Annotated in this window: 19 protein-coding genes; all 19 read left to right on the top strand. The window is 69.8% G+C overall.

The features are described from left to right. The coding region (locus DMH12_RS39085; RefSeq protein ID WP_185832333.1) for a hypothetical protein at positions 1 to 513 on the top strand (513 nt) is incomplete at its 5' end. Positions 514 to 843: 330 nt separating this feature from the next. After that, positions 844 to 1,377 (top strand): sigma factor-like helix-turn-helix DNA-binding protein, encoded by a 534-nt coding sequence (locus tag DMH12_RS15530; protein ID WP_125492166.1) that lies wholly within the window; start codon positions 844 to 846, stop codon positions 1,375 to 1,377. After that, complete coding sequence (locus DMH12_RS15525) at positions 1,361 to 2,917, top strand: terminase large subunit domain-containing protein (protein WP_125492165.1); 1,557 nt, start codon at positions 1,361 to 1,363, stop codon at positions 2,915 to 2,917. The genes DMH12_RS15530 and DMH12_RS15525 overlap by 17 nt, the downstream gene beginning before the upstream one ends. A gap of 83 nt (positions 2,918 to 3,000) precedes the next feature. Further along, a complete protein-coding gene (locus DMH12_RS15520; protein ID WP_125492164.1) occupies positions 3,001 to 4,896 on the top strand; it encodes a hypothetical protein in 1,896 nt (631 codons plus the stop codon). A gap of 71 nt (positions 4,897 to 4,967) precedes the next feature. Beyond that, entirely contained in the window at positions 4,968 to 5,801 is an 834-nt protein-coding gene (locus DMH12_RS15515; RefSeq protein WP_125492163.1) for a hypothetical protein, read from the top strand. Positions 5,802 to 5,903: 102 nt separating this feature from the next. Further along, positions 5,904 to 6,638, top strand: coding sequence for a hypothetical protein (locus tag DMH12_RS15510; RefSeq protein WP_125492162.1), 735 nt, complete (start codon positions 5,904 to 5,906; stop codon positions 6,636 to 6,638). Positions 6,639 to 6,653: 15 nt separating this feature from the next. Next, complete coding sequence (locus DMH12_RS15505) at positions 6,654 to 7,715, top strand: major capsid protein (protein WP_125492161.1); 1,062 nt, start codon at positions 6,654 to 6,656, stop codon at positions 7,713 to 7,715. 3 nt (positions 7,716 to 7,718) lie between these two features. Further along, the gene (locus DMH12_RS15500) at positions 7,719 to 8,066 is read left to right on the top strand and encodes a hypothetical protein (protein WP_125492160.1); all 348 of its coding nucleotides are present in this window, start codon (positions 7,719 to 7,721) and stop codon (positions 8,064 to 8,066) included. Between the two features lie 92 nt (positions 8,067 to 8,158). Next, complete coding sequence (locus tag DMH12_RS15495) at positions 8,159 to 8,494, top strand: hypothetical protein (protein WP_125492159.1); 336 nt, start codon at positions 8,159 to 8,161, stop codon at positions 8,492 to 8,494. Next, positions 8,491 to 9,333: a hypothetical protein gene (locus tag DMH12_RS15490; protein ID WP_125492158.1), complete on the top strand. Its 843-nt coding sequence runs from the start codon at positions 8,491 to 8,493 to the stop codon at positions 9,331 to 9,333. The genes DMH12_RS15495 and DMH12_RS15490 overlap by 4 nt, the downstream gene beginning before the upstream one ends. Beyond that, on the top strand, positions 9,330 to 9,713 hold the full coding sequence (locus DMH12_RS15485; protein WP_125492157.1) for a hypothetical protein: 384 nt from the start codon (positions 9,330 to 9,332) through the stop codon (positions 9,711 to 9,713). Before DMH12_RS15490 ends, DMH12_RS15485 begins: the two co-directional genes overlap by 4 nt. Then, positions 9,713 to 10,165 (top strand): DUF6093 family protein, encoded by a 453-nt coding sequence (locus tag DMH12_RS15480; RefSeq protein WP_125492156.1) that lies wholly within the window; start codon positions 9,713 to 9,715, stop codon positions 10,163 to 10,165. The genes DMH12_RS15485 and DMH12_RS15480 overlap by 1 nt, the downstream gene beginning before the upstream one ends. Then, a complete protein-coding gene (locus DMH12_RS15475) occupies positions 10,162 to 10,551 on the top strand; it encodes an HK97 gp10 family phage protein (protein WP_185832332.1) in 390 nt (129 codons plus the stop codon). Before DMH12_RS15480 ends, DMH12_RS15475 begins: the two co-directional genes overlap by 4 nt. Beyond that, positions 10,548 to 11,012 (top strand): hypothetical protein, encoded by a 465-nt coding sequence (locus DMH12_RS15470; protein WP_125492154.1) that lies wholly within the window; start codon positions 10,548 to 10,550, stop codon positions 11,010 to 11,012. The genes DMH12_RS15475 and DMH12_RS15470 overlap by 4 nt, the downstream gene beginning before the upstream one ends. Before the next feature lie 122 nt (positions 11,013 to 11,134). Continuing rightward, positions 11,135 to 11,605 carry a hypothetical protein gene (locus tag DMH12_RS15465; RefSeq protein WP_185832331.1) on the top strand — a complete coding sequence of 157 codons (471 nt, stop codon included), beginning with the start codon at positions 11,135 to 11,137 and terminating at the stop codon, positions 11,603 to 11,605. Positions 11,606 to 11,692: 87 nt separating this feature from the next. Further along, positions 11,693 to 12,235, top strand: a complete 543-nt coding sequence (locus tag DMH12_RS15460) for a hypothetical protein (protein WP_125492153.1) — start codon at positions 11,693 to 11,695, stop codon at positions 12,233 to 12,235. Positions 12,236 to 12,261: 26 nt separating this feature from the next. Beyond that, positions 12,262 to 12,603 carry a hypothetical protein gene (locus DMH12_RS15455; protein ID WP_260474219.1) on the top strand — a complete coding sequence of 114 codons (342 nt, stop codon included), beginning with the start codon at positions 12,262 to 12,264 and terminating at the stop codon, positions 12,601 to 12,603. 15 nt (positions 12,604 to 12,618) lie between these two features. After that, positions 12,619 to 17,082, top strand: coding sequence for a hypothetical protein (locus DMH12_RS15450; RefSeq protein WP_125492151.1), 4,464 nt, complete (start codon positions 12,619 to 12,621; stop codon positions 17,080 to 17,082). Beyond that, on the top strand, positions 17,075 to 17,977 hold the full coding sequence (locus tag DMH12_RS15445) for a phage tail domain-containing protein (RefSeq protein WP_125492150.1): 903 nt from the start codon (positions 17,075 to 17,077) through the stop codon (positions 17,975 to 17,977). The genes DMH12_RS15450 and DMH12_RS15445 overlap by 8 nt, the downstream gene beginning before the upstream one ends. Positions 17,978 to 17,989: the final 12 nt, after the last annotated feature.

The raw sequence follows: 17,989 nt of genomic DNA, 5'->3' as shown, positions 1-17,989 counted from the left end.
CCCGCCGCGCAGCCCAACCCCAACGCCGTCGCCTTCCTCGCCGACGTCGAAGACGCCCTCAAGGACGCCGCCAAGTCACCCCTGACCATCCCCACCTCATTCCGCAACGACGCCCTGCCCAACACCCCCACAATCGGCGACACCCCGCCAGTCGAGCAGCCAGGCCGACCCGCCATGAGCAAGACCGCCTCCGACGTCAGCGGGATCATGATCGCCAGCAGCGTTCCCATCATCGCCCTTGGTGCAGCAGCAACCGGCGTCCTCTGGGGCTCCGGCCACGCCAACCCCGAGGTCATCGGCTGGATCTGCGCCGGCGTCGTAGCGGTCCCCGCGGCCATCACGGCTCCGATCCTGGCCCTCAAGAGCCTCATGAAGAGCGCCAAGGAGACCGTCCAGGCCGCCCCGCCCGTCATCCACCAGCACTACAGCGGCACCGTCGTCCAAGACCAGCGGACCGTGAACACCAACACCAGCGGCGTATGGGCCCACACCCGCAACCAGCTCCCCAAGTAGCCCAGCGACTGAAGCGACCAGCCCCCGGACCCCACCCGCCGGGGGCTGACGCACGCCGGGGGGAAGGCGTCTCAGACAAACAGCTCCGCATACCCCACACTCAGAACAGCACGGCCCGGAAGGACAACGTGCCTGGCCCTTCTGTCGGTGTCCCCGCGCCCCAGAAGGACCGGGCCGTGCCACACACCCACCACCGCGGCCCCGCCAGCCACCCCCAGCCGGCGGGGCCAAACCACGTCCAGGGGGAACACCCGCACGGAAATCGGCGATCATCCATCTAGGCGCGGGGCCTCACAACACAACATCCACCCGAGCGGGAGCCCCACCGCCATGCCAGCGTCCAAGACCAAGCAAGCCCTCGTCGCCAAGCGACGCTCCGAAATGCTCATCATGAAGATCCAAGGCCGCACCGCAGCCCAGATCGCAGAGCACTTCAACATCACCCCCGGCACCGCACGCTCCGACCTCGCCCGAGCCGTCAAAAAGGCCAAGGCCATGGAGGTCCAAGACGCGGAGCTCTACCGGTTCATCCAAGGCTCCCGCCTCGAGACCCTCCTGCGCGCCGTCATGCCCCTCGCCATCGAGGACAACGACCTCAAGGCCAACGAGCAGGCCCGGAAGCTCATTGCCGACATCACCGAACTGTTCGGCCTGAAGGTCCCCGTACGCACCGAGATCAGCGGCCCCGACGGCGGAACCATCCCCTTCGGCGGTAACGACCTCGCTGAGCTGTACACCCTCATCGGTATCGCCGGCCAAGCCGACGCTACACCGCCACCCCTGGACACTGCCGACGACGAGGAAGACGAGGACGACGAAGACGAAGAGGATCTGGAGGACGGTGAGGATGGCGACGGCGACTAGCGCACGCCACCTCCTCCACGCCTACCAGCAGCTCCCCCCGGAGGAACGGCAGCGAGTCGCCGCCCGCGCCAGCACCGACCTGCGCGCCAAGCTCGCCGCCGTCGAACGACAAATCGCCATGGACCGCTCCCCGGGCGCCCTAGCCGCCGTCCTCACCGACGGCAGGGAGAAACAAGCCCCGCACCTCGACATGATCGACGGCGTGTTCCAGCGGATCGCCGCCGGTGAACGCATGCAAGTGATGATCACCTGCCCTCCGAGGCACGGGAAGAGCCAGCGCGCCTCCCGCTGGGGCCCCCTCTGGTACCTGCGCCGCAACCCCACCGGCCGGGTCATGCTCGCCTCATACGGCGCCGACCTTGCCGACGACCACGGCCGCTGGGTACGAGACCAACTCCGAGAGCACGGCCACACCCTCGGAGTCAGCCTCAACCCAGGAAGCCACGCCGCCAACCGTTTCGACCTTGAAGCGCCACGGAACTCCAGCGTGCGCGGCGGCATGGTCACCGCTGGCGTCGGAGGCTCACTGAACGGCAAGGGATTTTCGCTGGGAATCATCGACGACCCCTTCAAGGGATCCGACGACGCCAACAGCCCGACACAACGCAACCGCGTGTGGGACTGGTACCAGTCCGTCTTCTACACCCGTCGCGCTCCCGGCGCCTCACAGATCCTGATCAACACGCGCTGGCACGAGGACGATCTGTCCGGCCGCATCCTGGCCAACGAACCAGAAAACTGGATGGTCATCGACCTGCCAGCCCTCGCCCTGACGGACACCGACCCCCTCGGACGCAGCATCGGCGACGCACTGTGGCCCGAGCAGTACGACGAGGAAGAACTCGCCCGAACTCGCCGCGCCGTCGGCGAACGCGTCTGGTGGGCCCTCTACCAGCAGCAGCCCCGCCCCCTCGAGGGCGGAGTCTGGCAGTGGACATGGATCACCGCCAACCGCATCAGCCCTGCCGCCTTCCGCGGCGTCAACCTCACCCGCACCCTCATCGCGATCGACCCTTCTGGAGGATCCGGAACCGCCAACGACGAAACCGGCATCGTCGCAGCCGGCCGAGACGCCGACGGAGAGTCCTACCTGTTCGCCGACCGGTCCGGCCGCCACGGAGCGAACGCGTGGGGCACCGAAGCCTGCCTCCTCGCCCTCGACTGCGATGCGGACGCATTCGTCGTCGAAACGAACTTCGGTGGCGACATGACCCGCCAGGTCTTGATTCAGGCATGGCAGGACCTCGCGCGTTCCGGCCGAACCCAGGGCCGGCCCATGCCGCGCATCGTTGAGGTCAACGCCAAGCAGGGCAAACGGCTGCGCGCCGAACCGATCGCCCAGCTGTACGAGCAGGGGCGAATCCACCACGTGGGGGAGTTCCCGGACCTGGAACGGCAGATGGTCACCTGGATCCCGGGGCTCGATAGCCCCGACAGGATGGACGCTGCGGTCCACGCCCTGACCGAGCTCGCCGACCCGGCCGGCGAGGGCCTCGGCACCCAGCACTACACCGACCAGCGGCTCCGCGGCCGCCGATAGCCGAGGGAACCCCTGCCGCGACCGCCCGTACCCTGATCTTTAGGCGCGGGGCCTGTAGGACGAGATCAGCGGAAGGGAACGCTGTGGGCCTCTTCGCCAGCGCCAGGGCGGCGATCATCGACCGCTGGTCGACGTTCAACTACAAACCCCTGTACAGCGACAACCTCGGCATGCCCAACCGGCGCGCCTTCCCCGAAGCCCACGCCACCTGGGTCCCCGCTCAGGACGAGCGCCGCCTCGCCGCGTACAAGCTCCTCACCGCCTACGACCAGAACCAGGCCGCCGAACTCGCCGCGTTCCGCGACGGCGAGGAAGCCCGCGACCGCCGCGAGTTCGGTGACCCGTCGATGTTCGTGGACGCCATCACCTCCTACGTCCTCGGCGACGAGCAGACCATCACCGTCCCCGGAGCCGAACACGCCGGCCAGGACCACGCCGGCCCGGACGCTGAGACGGCGGAGAAGGTCCAGACCCTCCTGCGGGAGTGGGCCGACGAGGAACTCCTCGCCATGCGCCTCCTCCAGACCGAACGCAAAGCGGTCTCCCTCGGCGACGGCGTGTACCTGCTGCACTGGGACGCCGACAAGCAACGCGTCCGCCTCAAGACTTTCGACCCCGGCTTCTACTTCCCGATCCTCGACGAGGACTCCGACGGCTCCGACTACCCCGACCGGATCCACTTCGCGTGGGAACTCCCCGAGGACCAGGCCCGCCGGCTCCCCGCCCGGCTGCGCCGCATCACCTACCACCTGGACTGGATCCGACCCCAGACCGCGAACGGCATCGACCGCACCGGCCGGCCCCTGCGCGCGCCGGTCCTGTCCGAAGCCACCGACGAGCAGCCCTCCCAGCCCGTCCTCGGCCGCGGCGACACCCTGGACGGCAACGGCTCCATCACGCGCCTGTACCCGTGGTCGGAGCGGCCTTCGTACAAGACCGTGTACCTGACGGACGCGATCTGGGAGCTCGGCGACCTCAAAGCGCCCATCGACGTCGACTCCCTGCCGATGGACAAGGCTCAGTTCGCGACGAACGGTCAGGGCGAGGTCCTCGACCAGCTGGACCTGTACCAGGACTTCATCCCGGTCATCCACGTCCCGAACACCGTGCCCGAGCCGGGCGAGCACTGGGGGCAGTCGTCCCTCGCGAAGGTGTTGCAGGTGTTCGACGAGCTGTCCTCGAGCGACACCGACTCCAGCAAGGCGTCGGCGACGACCGGCGCCCCGATCCTCGCCATCTCCGGGCAGAGCACGAACCGGCAGCAGCAGTACGAGGCCGGGCCAGGCATGGTCTTCACCCTCGGCGAGGGCGGCTCCATCACCAGCGTGGAAACCAGCGGGAACCTCGCTGAGCTGCGCAACCACACCCACGACCTCAAGGACCGCGCCGCCACAACCGCCCGGCTCCCCGCCGTCGCCCTCGGCACCTCCGACCCCGCCCAGTTCACCTCCGGCTACCAGCTCGAGTTGGCCCTCGGCCCGCTGGACTCGCTCATCTCGAGCATGCGGCTCGCCCGCGACCACGCCGACCGGCTCCTGCCCAAGTTCGTCCAGCGCCTCTTCCAGGCCGGCCAGCACCCTGACTGGATCGGCCTGCCCGTGCTGCCCGCGAAGCTGACCCGCGGCGCGTACACGCCCACCGACAAGGCCGCCGTCCTCGAGGAAGTCACCAAGGCCCGCACCGCGGGGGTCATCTCTCTGGAGACCGCCATCCGCCGGTTGCAGGACATCGGCTGGCCCATCGAGGACGCCGAAGACGAGATCACCCGCATCGACGCCCGCTCGTTCGAAGCCGCCCGGCTCCTCGCCGACGCCCTCGGCAACCCCGACGAGGTCGCCGCGTTCCTCGGCCGGCAGGCCCCCGACGAACCGGACACCCCGCCCGTCGTCCTGCCGGCCGTCGGCCCGGAGCAGCTCTCCCTCGATGCAGCCCAGGAAGAGCCGGATGCGGGGGAGCAGGGGAGCGGGGGGAACCTGTGACGGATTCTGTGCTCCACTTGATCTCAGGCGCGGGGCCTGGAGAACGAGCGAGTCTGGGAGGACTTGTACAGATGCGTCGCCCCGCGCAGCACCCCGCCCGCACGAGCCTTGCCGCCCCCGGCTGGGCCCACCCCTACACCGGCCTGCCCGGCATCGCCGTCTTCTACAACGACGGCGGAGACCCGGGCAGCGGGCAGCAGGCCGCGCCGGTGCCCTCTCCGGCCGACCTCGCCAACCGGGCCCCCCAGCCGCCCGCACCCGTCCTCCCCCAGGACACCAGCCAGTACGTCCTCGACAAGGACACCGGCCAGCCCATGACCCAGCCCCAGTTCACCCGCATCATGACCCGGGAGAACAACAAGGGCCGCAACAAGGTCCTCCGCGAACTGTGCGAAGCCGCTGGTATCCCCTTCAACCACGAGGACACCGACGTCTCCCGCCTCACCCAGGTCCTCAAGGACGCCGAAACCACACGGCAGGTGCAGATGTCCGACGACCAGCGCCGCACCGAGGAACTCGCCGCCCGCGAGCAGGCCCTCGCCGACCGGGAGACCGCAGCCCAGCAGCGCGAAGCCGAAGCCGCCCGCCGCGACCGGGAGACCCGCATCCGTTCCGTCCTCGTCTCCCTCGGCGCCACCGGCGACGACCTCGAAGACGCCGCCGCTCTCCTCCGCGTCCCCGATGACGCCACCGACGAACAGATCACCCAGGCCGCCACCGACCTGAAGAACCGCCGCGGTGTTCTCTTCGGCACCACGGCCCCCCAGACCCTGCCGCCGGCACCGTCCGGTGGCCCCGCAGGCGGCAACGCGCCCCGGCAGCCCGTCGCCGGCAAGGACGCCGTCCGCGACGCTGCCCGCGCACGGGCCCGAGCCATGGGACTGCGCAACGACGACGCAGCCTGACCAGCACCACCCCAGACCAAGGGACCACGCCCTTAACCCCCGTGGACGGCGCCAGGCAGACGCCCACACCACACCCGCGTATTTCGCGAAAGGGGTCACGGCGTGGACATCCAGCCGTACACCAGCACCGAGACGCTCGCTGTCGGCCGCCCGTGGCTCATGAGCATGCTCGGCATCGAGGCCAACCAGACGGTCACCCTCGACCTCACCAAGTTCGACGAGAACCTCCACTGGACAGAAGCGTCCAAGTACCAGCCCGACCGGAAGCTGAAGTCCGGTATTCCCCTCGGCAAGGTCACCGCGTCCGGCCTGTTCGCGCCGTACAACGCCGTCTCCAACGAGGTTCAGACCCTCACCGTGACCGGCGGACCCACCGGCGGCACCTTCACCATCACGTTCGACAGCCAGACCACCGCGGCGATCGCCTACAACGCCACCGCCGCCACCGTCCAGACCGCTCTCGAGGGCCTGTCCAACGTCAACCCGGGCGACGTCACCGTCACCGGCAACGCCGGCGGACCGTGGACCCTCACCTGGGGCGGCCGCTACCTCGGCGAGAACGTCGCCTCCCCGACGACCACCGAGTCGTTCACCGGCGGCACCAGCCCCGACATCACCATCGCCACCACCACGGCCGGCGGCTCTGCAGCCCCCGCCGACGGCGCCGATGTCTTCGCCGGCTTCCTGTTCACCGAGGTCGCCTTCCACCCCGGCGCCACCAAGGTCGCAGCCCCCCTCATGGTCCACGGCCAGATCGACGTGGCGAAGCTCCCCGTCGCCTTCGACCCGACCGACGTACCGGCGGGCTCCAACTCCCAGTTCGTCTACAAGGTCTGATCAGGAGAACCCGACATGCCGAACGACATGCTGGAGCTCCTGCTCCGCGACATCAGCGCCACCGAGATCAACGCGTTCGCCCGGGAGATCCAGACCCCCGCGGACTACGCCCTCACCCAGTCCGTCATGCCCGAGCGGACCATCAACTCCGTCAAGTGGGAGCACCGCGGCAACCGACGCAGGGTCGCCGCCGCCTCCTACCGCGCGTGGGACGCCCAGACCAAGGTCGCCACGCGTGAGATCACGCAGTTCGCGACCAGCGGGAAGCTCCTGCCCCTCGGGCAGAAGTACATCGTCGGCGAGTTCGAGACCATCCTCGAGAACCTCGACCGCGGCATGGACTCCCGGGACCTCGTCAACGCCGTCTACGACGACGTCGCCGCGCACGTCCTGTCCATCAAGAAGCGCCTCGAGCTCGCCGTCGGGGACCTCCTGGTCGACGGCAAGTTCTCCCTCGTCGGCGAGAACGGTCTCACCCTCGAGGCCGACTACGCCGTGCCGGCCGCGAACATGCCGACCGCCCCGGTCGACTGGACCGACCCGGCCGCGGACATCCTCGCCGACGAGCAGCGGTGGATCGAGGTCCTGCGTTCCTCCGGAGCGCCGGCCCCGTCCCGGGCGATGACGTCGTACAAGACGGCGGCGCTGATGATGGGCAACAACTCCTACCGGGCCGCCTACTACGGTTCGGTCAGCCCGTCCGCGACGCCCACCGCGGTCCTCGCCCCGAACGAGGTCAACGTCGTCCGCGCCCGCTACAACCTCCCGCCGATCACCACCTACGACGTGAAGATCGAGCTGGACACCGGTGCGGACGTCCGCGCGCTGCCGGAGAACATGTTCTTCCTCCTGCCGCCCAACCCGCAGCAGTGGGCGGAGACCCAGTACGGTCTCACCGCCGACGGTCTCATCCTCTCCCAGGGCGGCAACCCGTCCATCGAGCGGGAAGAGGCCCCCGGCATCGTCGTCACCCGCGGCTACCAGGACGACCCGCCGCAGGTGTGGACGAAGGGCTCCGCGGCCGCGCTGCCCGTCATGTACGTCCCGGACATCCACATCGCCGCGACGGTGTGGTAGCCCATGGCCGCCCGACTCGCAGCCACGGTGTACGTGACGGATCCGGAAACGCACCAGACGGTGGAACTGGCGCCGGGCACCAGCCCGGACGCCAGGCTGGCCGCTCTGGTGACGAACCCGGCCGCCTGGGTCGACAGGAAGGTGCCCCGCCTGCCGAAGAAGCAGGACGACCAGCAGACCGGAGACCGGGACCCTACCGGCGACGGCCAGGACGACGCCTCTGGCGCCGCCTCCGCCGACGCTGACCAGGAAGCCGCACCCGCGGCGAAGAAGACCGCCGCGCGTAAGACCGCGGCGACCGGCCGGTCACGGGGCCGGGACGCCGCCGGCGAGGGCACCAGCGGCGAATAGCGGCGTGCGGGCCCGCACCTCACGGTGGGGGCGCCAGCAGGGCGGGCCCGCACCCGCACCACCCCCTTCCCACACCCTGGAGGAAACCAGTCATGGCACTCACCGCCAGCGTCCAAGCCTGGCTCCTCTCCCAGCTCGGCCCGGCAACCTCCGTCGCCGACCTGGAAGGCCGCTACACGCGCCTCGGGGCCGCCCGCGCCGTCGCCCTGGAAGTCCTCAACGAACGACTGGCCGCCCTCCTTCAGCAGCCCACCACCGTCAACGTGTCCGGTGTCGTCGCTGTCGGATTCGCCGAGAACATCAAGGCCCTCGAACGAAAGATCGCCCTACTTGAGTCGGGCCAGCCACCCGCCCCCGACGACCCGGAAGGGCCGGGAGGCCACGGTGAGCTCGGTGTCTTCCGCCTCGTGGAACGGCCCCGGCGATGACCACCCCCGTCCGGCGCCGTGGCCGCACCCTCCGGCAGCGGCTCCTCTCCTACATCACGGACGCCACAAGCCGTCTCCGTAGCGCGTGGTCGATCCTCACCGCCGCCCAGACCCGGCTTCTCAGCGCACTCGCCCGGATCCGGCCCGGACGGACTTCTGGGGGCGGCCGCGCCCTCCGGGCAGCCATCGCCACGTTCAACACGTCCCTGGGTGCTTTCGACCGGGCAGCCATGGCGTTCGCGGAACGCTGGGCGTCCACGGACCTGCCGCTCATCTACCGCGAGGGCGCCTGGCAGATGCTTGAGAACGCCGACCGGCGCACGGACCGGTTCACGTGGACCGACCGGCATCGTGCCGCGGTCACGGCCGCGTCCGCGCAGTACTACGCCGACCTCACCAGCCGCATCGCAGAAGCCCTCCGACGGGCTCGCGCCTTCCTGCGCGCCGCCCAGGATGCCGCCCGCGCCACCGCCGACCGCTTCGACACCGCCCAGCTCCGTGAGGATCACCCGCTGGACACCGTCATCTACTCCAACAACGCCCGGCATCCGGTCGATGCGTGGGCGCGTACAGCGGTCACCTGGCAGGCGGTGACGACCGCGAACACGGCGGCGGCCCGCACCGCGCTGGATGAGCTGGGCACGGAGTGGGTGGAGATCCGTGATGGCGCCGCGTGTGGCTGGACGTCGCACGATGATCCGGACCGCGCCAACCGGACCCTGCGGACCGTGCAGGACGCTCTCGCGCACCCGACGGCACACGCGAACTGCCAGAGAGAGCTGCTGCCCCGCCTCGACCTCATCGGCCGAACCGAAATCCGCACCGGAGCTGCCCTGTGACCGAGACTCCTGACGAGCCGCAGGCCCACGGCGTCCGCATCGACGCGCAGCCCGGCCACGCCGCCATCCGTATCGACGGCAACCTCCTACCCGCAGGAACCGTCACCGGCTACGCCCTCCAGCACGACGTCAACGCTGCCCTGCCCACCCTGATCCTCCACACTCGGCAGCCTGACGACGTCGCCTTCGAAGGCCTCGCCCGCGTCGCCGTCGCCACGCCGGACGACCCCAGCAACACCATCACCGGCTACCTCGCCCAACTCGACCCCGCCGAACTTGAGAACGCCGCCCTCAACCGTGCCGATCTCGGCAACGGCCGCTACGACCTCACCCGGGCCATGCTCCGGCAGGCCGCCGACTGGGCCAGAGGAGACTCCTGATGGCCGGCCTCGACGACGTCCTCGCCCCCGTAGGCGTCTGGCTTCAGGCGAACCTCATGGTCGACATCGTGCGGATCACCCGCCCCGCCGCCGGCGACCCCGTCCTCAACCCCGACACCGGGCTCCTCGAATACCCGGACACGGACCTGGTCTACGAGGGCCTCGGAGCGGTCATCGCGGCCGGCGCGCCGGGCGGCATCAGCTCTCTGCCCTCGGCGACGCTGCCCTGGGCTGAGGAGACGATGTCCCCGGCCCGCCTGTTCACGCCGCTCACCGCGCCGCTGGCCGCCCGGGACGACCTGGTTGAGGTCGTCACCGTCCACAACCCCGCCAACGCGGCGCTGCTGGGCCGGACCTGGTTCTGCCAGGACCCGTCCCGCGCCTCCACCGTGGAAGTCGTCCGCGTCACCCCCATGGACATGAAGCAGGCCGGCAGGGGAGGAACCCCGTGAACCTCGACGACCTCGCTAACCGCCTCGACGCCGCGGCCGACGAACTCGGCGACACCGTCGAACGCCGGATGCGGCGCGTCGGCACCGTGGGCGTGGCCAGGATCCGCGCCAACGCGTCCGGGCGTCCCGGCCCGAACGTCATCACCGGCCGCTACCGGGCGTCCTGGCGTGCCGAGATCAGCGGCATCCCGTACGGCGCGGAGTGCACCATCGGCACCACCGCCCCCCAAGGCCGGCGCCTCGAGTTCGGCTTCTACGACATGACGGACAGCATCGGCCGGCACTACTTCCAGCCGCCTTTCCCGCACGTCCAGCCCGCCCTCGGGCACATCGAGGACACGCTGCACGAGCAGATGCGCGCCGCGGTAGGGGAGCTGCTCGCATGATCTCGAAACGACTGGTCACGGACTGGGTGGAAACCACCCTCGCCACCGCGTCCGGGAGGCCCGTCGGAGACGGACGCAAACCCAGCAGCGGCGCAGCACCCCCCTACTACCTGCTGTACTCCGTCGACACCAACCTGTCCGGGGCGCCGCTCGCCGACCTGAACGAGGACGGATCCTTCGTCTACCAGATCACCAGCGTCTCCGGCCCGGACCCGCAAAACCCCCGATCCACCGCGGACCTCGACCAGCTGGAATGGATGGCCGACAAGGCCCGCACCGTCTTCCTCGGCCGCGACCCGGCGACCGGACTGTGGCTGCACCCGATGACCGTGCCCGGCGTCTCCTGCATGACCCGCACCCTGGAAGCGGAGCCGGGCGGAATACCAGGGGGAACGTCCGAGCAGGAAGCTGGAATCATGACCTATGTGCAGCGGTTCAGGTTCCACCTGACCACGGCCTGACCCTCGAGGTCACGTAACACCGCACCGCGGCGGGACCCCACGCGGACGCCACCAGGCAGGTGGCCGCCACACCAACGTGTAGCAGGGGTCTTGCTTGGCCCCGCATCCGCAAGGGGCCCACAATGCCGCGTTTCAACCGCAAGGGCGTCACGAAGATCCTCTTCGCCGACACCATCGTCTCCACCAGCTACCTCCCCACCTCCGCCGAGCTCACCGGCGCCACCGACTACACCAAGGACATCGCCGCAGTCGAGGGCTTCTCCATCGAGAACCAGGAGATCGAGACCCCCGACATGGACTCCACGTTCGTGTCGAAGATCCCCGGCGACGACTCCGCAGCCGACTCCAGCCTGACCTTCTACGAGGACGACGTCGACGACACCCTCGAGCAGGACCTCGCCAAGGGCACGACCGGGTTCGTCATCATCTGCCGCAAGGGCAAGGCGCCGTCCACCAAGGGCATGGACGTCTACCCGGTGCGCGTCGCCTCCAACTCCCCGGCGATCACCGCGGACAACGAGGCCGCGAAGCTCCAGGTGCGGTTCTCCATCACCGACCGGCCGCTCCTCAACGCGACCGTGCCGTCTTCCTGACCCTCGCCCCCCTAGCCCCCGGCCGGGCCCGACGTACTTGGGAAGGGCGCCGCGCGCCCGGCCGGGCCTTCCCACAGGAGAACCCGAATGACCAGCAGCACCGCGTGGGACGCCATCCAGAAGCAGCTGGACGGCATGCCCAAGCCCACTCAGGTCCTCCGCCTGTGCGCGGACCCCGACGTCCGCGACCGCTACCAGGCCGCCAAGCAGAACGCCGAACGCGCGCAGGCCTACGCGGACTCCGTCGGCAAGGACAAGAACGCCGACAAGGAAGCGCTGGCCCTCGTCCGCAAGCAGGCCCGCGACGAGCAGAACGAGCTGGCGGCCGCCAGCGAGGCGTACGAGGCGGCCACGGTCACCCTCACCTTCCGGGCACTCGAGCACGGCGAACTCAGGGACCTGCTGGCCAAGCACCCGCCGACCGAGGAAGACGAGGCGCAGGACGGCAGCGCCGAGTTCCACTTCGACACGTTCGCGCCCGCCGTCATCGCGGCCGCGAACACCGACGGCATGCCCCTGGAGTACGCGCAGCAGGCCATGGCCACGTGGCCGCTCGAGGACTGGAAGTCCCTGTGGGGCGCCGCCTGGTCGGTGCAGCAGCGCAAGCGGACCGACCTGGGAAAAGGCTGATCGATGATGCCGACTTCCGAGCCGAGATGGAGCTGTGCCGCCAGTACGGCATCCCGCACAGCCTCTACCGCGGCCACGGAGACGGCACCTGGTCCGACCTCGACCGCCGCAAGGCCCGCGCTCTCGAGCACTACCTCAAGCAGGTCTGCCCGACGTGCGGCACCCGCGCCGATGAATGGGACGAAGCCCTGGGAGGCGACGAGGACGCCTACCGGGCCACCACCCACCGCTGCATCGGATGCCAGATCCTCCAGGACCGGCAGAAAGCCCTCCCCGACGGCGACGAGGCCCACGGCATGAAAGTCGCCCTCATCCCCACCAGCGTCGCCGCCGCCCTCGAACTCGAGAAAACCCACCGCCACCAGTAGGAAGGAGCCCCGCCCGTGTCCGAGTGGAATCTGAGTGTCCGGCTGACCGGGCAAGGCTCCGGACTCGCCCGCACCCTCCGCAGCCTTTCCGGCGACGCCCGCACCGCGTCCCGCAACGTCAACGCCCTACGGCAGGACATCGCCCGGCTCCGCGCCGACACCCGCAATCCGATCCGGGTTCGCCTCGACGTGGACGGCGCGCACCTGCGACGCGACGTCAGAGCCGCCCTGACCAGCGCCGGTTCAGGGCAGGGGCTCCGCGTCCGCCTGGACCTGGACGCCGGCCATCTCCGCTCCGACGTGTCCGCGGCTCTCAGCGCCGCCGGTGCGGGCCAGGGCCTGGCCGTCAACCTGCGCCTCGGCAACGCCATGCAGCTGCGCCGCGAAGTCGAGGGCGCCGTGCGGTGGGCGGCGTGGGGGCACCGCATCGAAATCCCCATCGGCCTCCGCGATCCGATGCAACTGCGCCGGGACGTGTCCGCCGCGGTGCGGTGGGCGTCGATGAACCAGACCATCACGGTCCGGGTCACCCCCGACACCAGCGCCCTCCGCGGCCTGGGCAGCACCCTCGGCGGCGGCAGCCGCGGTGGTGGGGGAGCGGACTTCGGGCTGGCCGGGCTGCTGCCCATCGCCACCGCCGCGATCCCCCTCATCGCCGGCGTCGCCGCGAACCTCGCCCCACTCGCCGGGATGCTCGCCGCGACCGGCGGCGCCGCGACCGCCTTCGGTATCGCGCTGGCCGGGCAGATCGAGCCGATGTCCGAGGTCGCCGACGCGGAAAAAAAGTACCAGGAAGCCGTCCGCGACAACGGCCGGTCGTCCAAGGAAGCGATGGAGGCCCAGCTCGCCTACCAGCGGGTCCTCGCTGACCTTCCGCCGGAGACGCAGAAAGCCGCGATCTCCCTCTCCAACCTCAAGGGCACGTTCTCCGACTGGTCGGACGACATGTCGAACTGGACGATGGAGCCCGTCACCAAGAGCTTCAACGTCCTCGAGCAGCTCATCCCGCACATGAGCCGCGAGGTCCAGTCGTTCTCCGGTCAGATGGACCGGCTGGTGAACGTTGCCGGCGGCGCCGTCTCCACACCGGGCTTCGACGCGTTCTCCGACCGGGTCGCGGAACTCACCGACGCGCGGCTCGACGACTTCACCGACCAGGTCATCCACCTCCTGCGGATCGTGTCCGAGGGCGACGCCGACGACGGTGTGATCGGGCAGATCGTCGCCTACATGCGGGAGAACGGGCCCGCGGCCCGGGAGGCGTTGAACGCGATCGGTGACGCCGTCGGCAACCTCGCCGAAGGGGCTGCGCAGGCCGGTCCGACGATGCTGACCCTCGTCACCGCCGCCGCCCGCCTGGTCGCCGCACTGCCGCCCGAACTGGTCGCGATCATCCTCCAGACTGCGACCGCTCTGAAACTCCTCCAGCTCGCCGGGCTCGGCGCAGCCGCCATCGCAGGCGGTATCGGTGCCGTCCGTACAGCGATCGCCGGACTGGCCACGACCGCCGCCGCCGCGGGCGGTGGACTCGCCGGTCTGCGGGCCGCGTTCCTGTCCCTCGGTGTAGCGGCCCGCGCGTCCGTCGTCGTCGCCGGAATAGCCGCCGTCGCCGTCGTCCTCACCCAGCTCGCGGACATCGGGAAGTCCGCCCCGCCGGACGTCGACAAGCTCACCACCAGCCTCGGCAAGCTCGGCCAGACCGGGGAAGTCGCCGGCGAAGCCGCCCGCGCGTTCGGGCAGGACCTCGGAGGGCTCGCCGACAGCCTCCGCACCCTCGCCCGCCCCTCCAACCTCGACAAGACGCAGCAGTTCCTCACCTCCCTCGTCGGGATGGACTCCACCCCGGTCAAGGAAGCCAAGGAGGACCTCGACGCGGTCGACGAGTCCCTCGCGAACTTGGTGAAGTCCGGGAAGGGCGATATTGCCGCGGCCGCGCTGGAGCGGATCGGCGAGGCCATGCGCAAGCAGGGCATGTCCCGCAAGGAGTTGGAGGCGCAGCTCGACGGCTACAAGTCGGCGCTCGCGGATCAGGCGTTCGAGGCGGAGCTGGCCGCGCAGTCGCAGGGCGTGTTCGGGAAGGCCGCGCAGGACACGGCGGCGAAGCTGTCCGCGCAGAAGGCTTCCGCGGACGGGCTGCGGCAGTCCCTGCAAGCGTTGAACGACGTCAACCGGGCCGGCGGCTCCGCGATGAGTGCGTTCGAGCAGTCCATCGACGACGTCACCGAAGCCGTGAAGACCAACGCGGGCGCCTTGAAGATGCGCGGCGGTGAACTGGACCTCGGCTCGCAGAAGGCCCGCGACGCGGAGAAGGCCCTGTCCGACCTTGCCGCGAACACGGACGCCGCGGCGGCCGCCGCCCGGGAGCAGGGCAAGTCGTGGGAGTACGTCAATGGCATCTACACCGACGGCCGCGACACCTTCGTCCAGGCCGCCCGCGACATGGGCCTGACCGCGGAGCAGGCTGGGGTCCTCGCCGACCAGTACCTGAAGATCCCCGACAAAAAGTCCACCGTCCTCGAGATGCGCACCGAGGACGCCATCACCGGCCTGAACTCCGTCATCGCGGCGATCGAGAAGACCCCCAACGCGAAGAGCGTGACGGTAAGCGCGCTGACCACGGACGCGGTCGCTCTGCTGGAGGAGATGGGTTACAAGGTCAAGGAGCTGCCGGACGGCCGCTTCCAGGTGACCGCGGAGACGGGCAGCGCGAAGTCCGGGCTGGACCGGGTGAAGGCCGCCCGGGACGGCCTCACCGACAAGTCCATCACTCTGTCTGCGGAGATCCAGGACGCCATCGGGGACCTCGAGGCAGTCAAGGCGAAGGTCGCCTCCACCAACGGCAAGACCATCACGATGAAGGCGCCGACCACCGAGGCCCGGAAGCAGCTCGAAGCCCTCGGATTCAAGATCCGCGACACCAAGGGCAAGACCGTCACCATCAGTGTCCCCACCGGAAGCCAGCGCTCCAACGTCGCCGGACTCGCCACCGCGATTGCGAGCCTGCGGAACAGGTCGGTGACGGTCACTTACACCACCGTCTACCGCATCCAGGGCAAGCCCGGCGGGCCCCCGTCCGGCACCTACTACGGCTCCACCGCGGGCCGGTCCGCAGACGGCAACATCTACGGGCCCGCCCGCGTGCAGCGCTTCGCTGAGGGTGGGATGCGGGAGAACCACGTCGCGCAGATCGCCCAGCCCACCTACCGCATGTGGGCCGAACCCGAGACTGGCGGCGAAGCGTACATTCCCTTCGCCCCGTCCAAGCGTCCCCGTTCCCGGGCCATCGCCGAGGAGACCGTCCGTCGGCTCGGAGGCGACCCCGCCTCCATCCAGTGGAACGCGACCGGCGGCATCGAAGGCTGGCAGTACGACCCGATCTCCGGGTCCCTGTACTCGCCGTCCGATGCGATCGCCGCCGGCAACAAGACGAAGAAGGTGCGCACCAAGGTCAAGGGCAAGTGGACGACGAAGGAAGTAGAGTACTTCGACCTGGCCGCGGTCGAACGGAAACTGTGGGACATGGGCGCGGCCACGGTCGCCTGGAACCGGAATTTGGAGAAGGTCGCCGACCGGGCCGGCGGGGACGTCGCCAAGGCCTTGGCCGGGATGGGCGACGAGGGTATGAAGCTCGCGGCGAAGATGGCGACCGGCACGGACAAGTACGTGGCGTCCATGTCGATCGCGTTGCGGCGGATGATGCAGGAAGCCCGCGCCAGCCTGAAGGACTTCACCGTCCAGCTCGACCACGCCACCGCCACGAACCAGATCTTCCAGAACAACCTGGTCAAGCTCGCGGCGATGGGCTACGGAGACCTCGCCGCGCAGCTGTCGTCGCAGGGCGACCAGGCCGCGATCGATCTCGCCGCAGAAGCAGCGGGCAACAAGAGTAAGGCGGCGAAGGCGAACACCGAGGTCAAGCAGGCGAAGGCGCAGCTGACGTCGGAGCAGATGGGGATGCTCATCCAGATCATCGCCGCGATCACGTCGAAGACTGTCGGGATCCATGACGTCGCCGGGAAGACCGGACTCGGTGAGGACGACATCATCACCGTCGCGAACAAGGCCAAGACGCAGATCAGCAAGTCGTTGGGGTCGAAGGCGGTGAAGTTCCTCGCCGACCTCGGCAAGGCCAGCAAGGGCCTCGCCTACGCGGACGGCGGTATCCGCGCGGGGATCTACGCCACCCAGGGCGGCATCGTCCGCTTCGCGGAGCCCGAGACGCACGGGGAGGCGTACCTGCCTCTCAGCCCGTCGAAGCGCCGCACGGCCCTGCCGGTCCTCGCCGACGTCGCCAACCGGTTCGGTGTCGGCCTCACCGACGCCACCGCTGCCCGACCCTTCGTCATTGTCAAGCAGGGTGACACCACACAGGTCTCCGTTACCGCCGTCCGGACAGGCGCCACCGCCTCCGACATCGCAGCAGAGGTGGGGCGCAGTCTGCGCCGGAACCGCAGGGGAGGGGTGGCCGCTCGTGACTGATCCTGAGCTGAATGACTGGCAGTACGACCTCGGTGGTCTTGTCATCGGCAGCGGCACCAACGTCAAGGTCATCGAAACCAATGGCTTGGGGCGCCCGCCGGTGCGGGAGTCGGACGTCGACCAGCCGTCCATGGACGGCCAGTTCGCCGGCCCGGACTACTGGGCGGGCCGGCAGGTCCAGCTTGATGCTGCGATCGTCGTCCCCGGCGACCCTGCCGGCTGCCATGACATGGTCGCGGCCCTCCAGGCGGTCACCGACGCCGCCGACGTCCGCCTGGTCGGCGGGCAGGGCATGGCGTTGCGGATCAAACGGCCCGGCCGGCCGGTGAAGCGGCTCACGGTCCGCGCCCGCCGCCTGGACCCCGAGTACCGGCAGGTCGTCCACGGCTACGTGCCGATCGATATGGAGTTCCTGGCCCACGACCCCGGCTTCTACGCCGACACCGAGTCGACGACGGAACTGCCGTTGGGCTGGCTGACCGGCGGCGGGTTCGCAGCCCCCGTCGTCGCACCGATCTACGTGCAGGACGGGACGGTGGCCGCGGACCGGCCCGGCTGGGTCACCAACAACGGCACCGGCGACGCCTGGCCGATCATGCGGGTCTTCGGGCCGTGCGCGAACGTCACCATCCTCCACGTCGCCTCCGGACGAGCCCTGTCCCTGCCCACCCTGAACTTGCCCGCCGGACGGTGGATCGAGATCGACACCCGTCCCGGCTACCGGACCGTGAGCTGGGACAACGGCGGCAACGCCTCCACCTACCTGTCGCCGGCCTCCCGCATAGACCTGTTCTCCATCCCGCCCGGCACCAGCGAGATGCGCTGGACCGCGTTCGACAACACCAACTCCGCCCGCCTCCGCGTCACCTGGCGCGACGCCTACATAGCCCTCTGAAGGAGAGCCGAC

Origin of the sequence: Streptomyces sp. WAC 04229 (assembly GCF_003947455.1) — a bacterium.
GTDB lineage: Bacteria > Actinomycetota > Actinomycetes > Streptomycetales > Streptomycetaceae > Streptomyces.
The sequence above is the reverse complement of the archived record's forward strand: the minus strand, read 5'-3'. Positions and strand labels throughout refer to the sequence as shown.

What these genes read in the sequence shown, in the direction of transcription:
- DMH12_RS15495 (WP_125492159.1), top strand. Translation starts at nt 8,159, where the DNA reads ATGGCACTCACCGCCAGCGTCCAAGCCTGGCTCCTCTCCCAGCTCGGC.
- DMH12_RS15500 (WP_125492160.1), top strand. Translation starts at nt 7,719, where the DNA reads ATGGCCGCCCGACTCGCAGCCACGGTGTACGTGACGGATCCGGAAACG.
- DMH12_RS15530 (WP_125492166.1), top strand. Translation starts at nt 844, where the DNA reads ATGCCAGCGTCCAAGACCAAGCAAGCCCTCGTCGCCAAGCGACGCTCC.
- DMH12_RS15505 (WP_125492161.1), top strand. Translation starts at nt 6,654, where the DNA reads ATGCCGAACGACATGCTGGAGCTCCTGCTCCGCGACATCAGCGCCACC.
- DMH12_RS15455 (WP_260474219.1), top strand. Translation starts at nt 12,262, where the DNA reads ATGGAGCTGTGCCGCCAGTACGGCATCCCGCACAGCCTCTACCGCGGC.
- DMH12_RS15480 (WP_125492156.1), top strand. Translation starts at nt 9,713, where the DNA reads ATGGCCGGCCTCGACGACGTCCTCGCCCCCGTAGGCGTCTGGCTTCAG.
- DMH12_RS15460 (WP_125492153.1), top strand. Translation starts at nt 11,693, where the DNA reads ATGACCAGCAGCACCGCGTGGGACGCCATCCAGAAGCAGCTGGACGGC.
- DMH12_RS15490 (WP_125492158.1), top strand. Translation starts at nt 8,491, where the DNA reads ATGACCACCCCCGTCCGGCGCCGTGGCCGCACCCTCCGGCAGCGGCTC.
- DMH12_RS15465 (WP_185832331.1), top strand. Translation starts at nt 11,135, where the DNA reads ATGCCGCGTTTCAACCGCAAGGGCGTCACGAAGATCCTCTTCGCCGAC.
- DMH12_RS15470 (WP_125492154.1), top strand. Translation starts at nt 10,548, where the DNA reads ATGATCTCGAAACGACTGGTCACGGACTGGGTGGAAACCACCCTCGCC.
- DMH12_RS15515 (WP_125492163.1), top strand. Translation starts at nt 4,968, where the DNA reads ATGCGTCGCCCCGCGCAGCACCCCGCCCGCACGAGCCTTGCCGCCCCC.
- DMH12_RS15525 (WP_125492165.1), top strand. Translation starts at nt 1,361, where the DNA reads ATGGCGACGGCGACTAGCGCACGCCACCTCCTCCACGCCTACCAGCAG.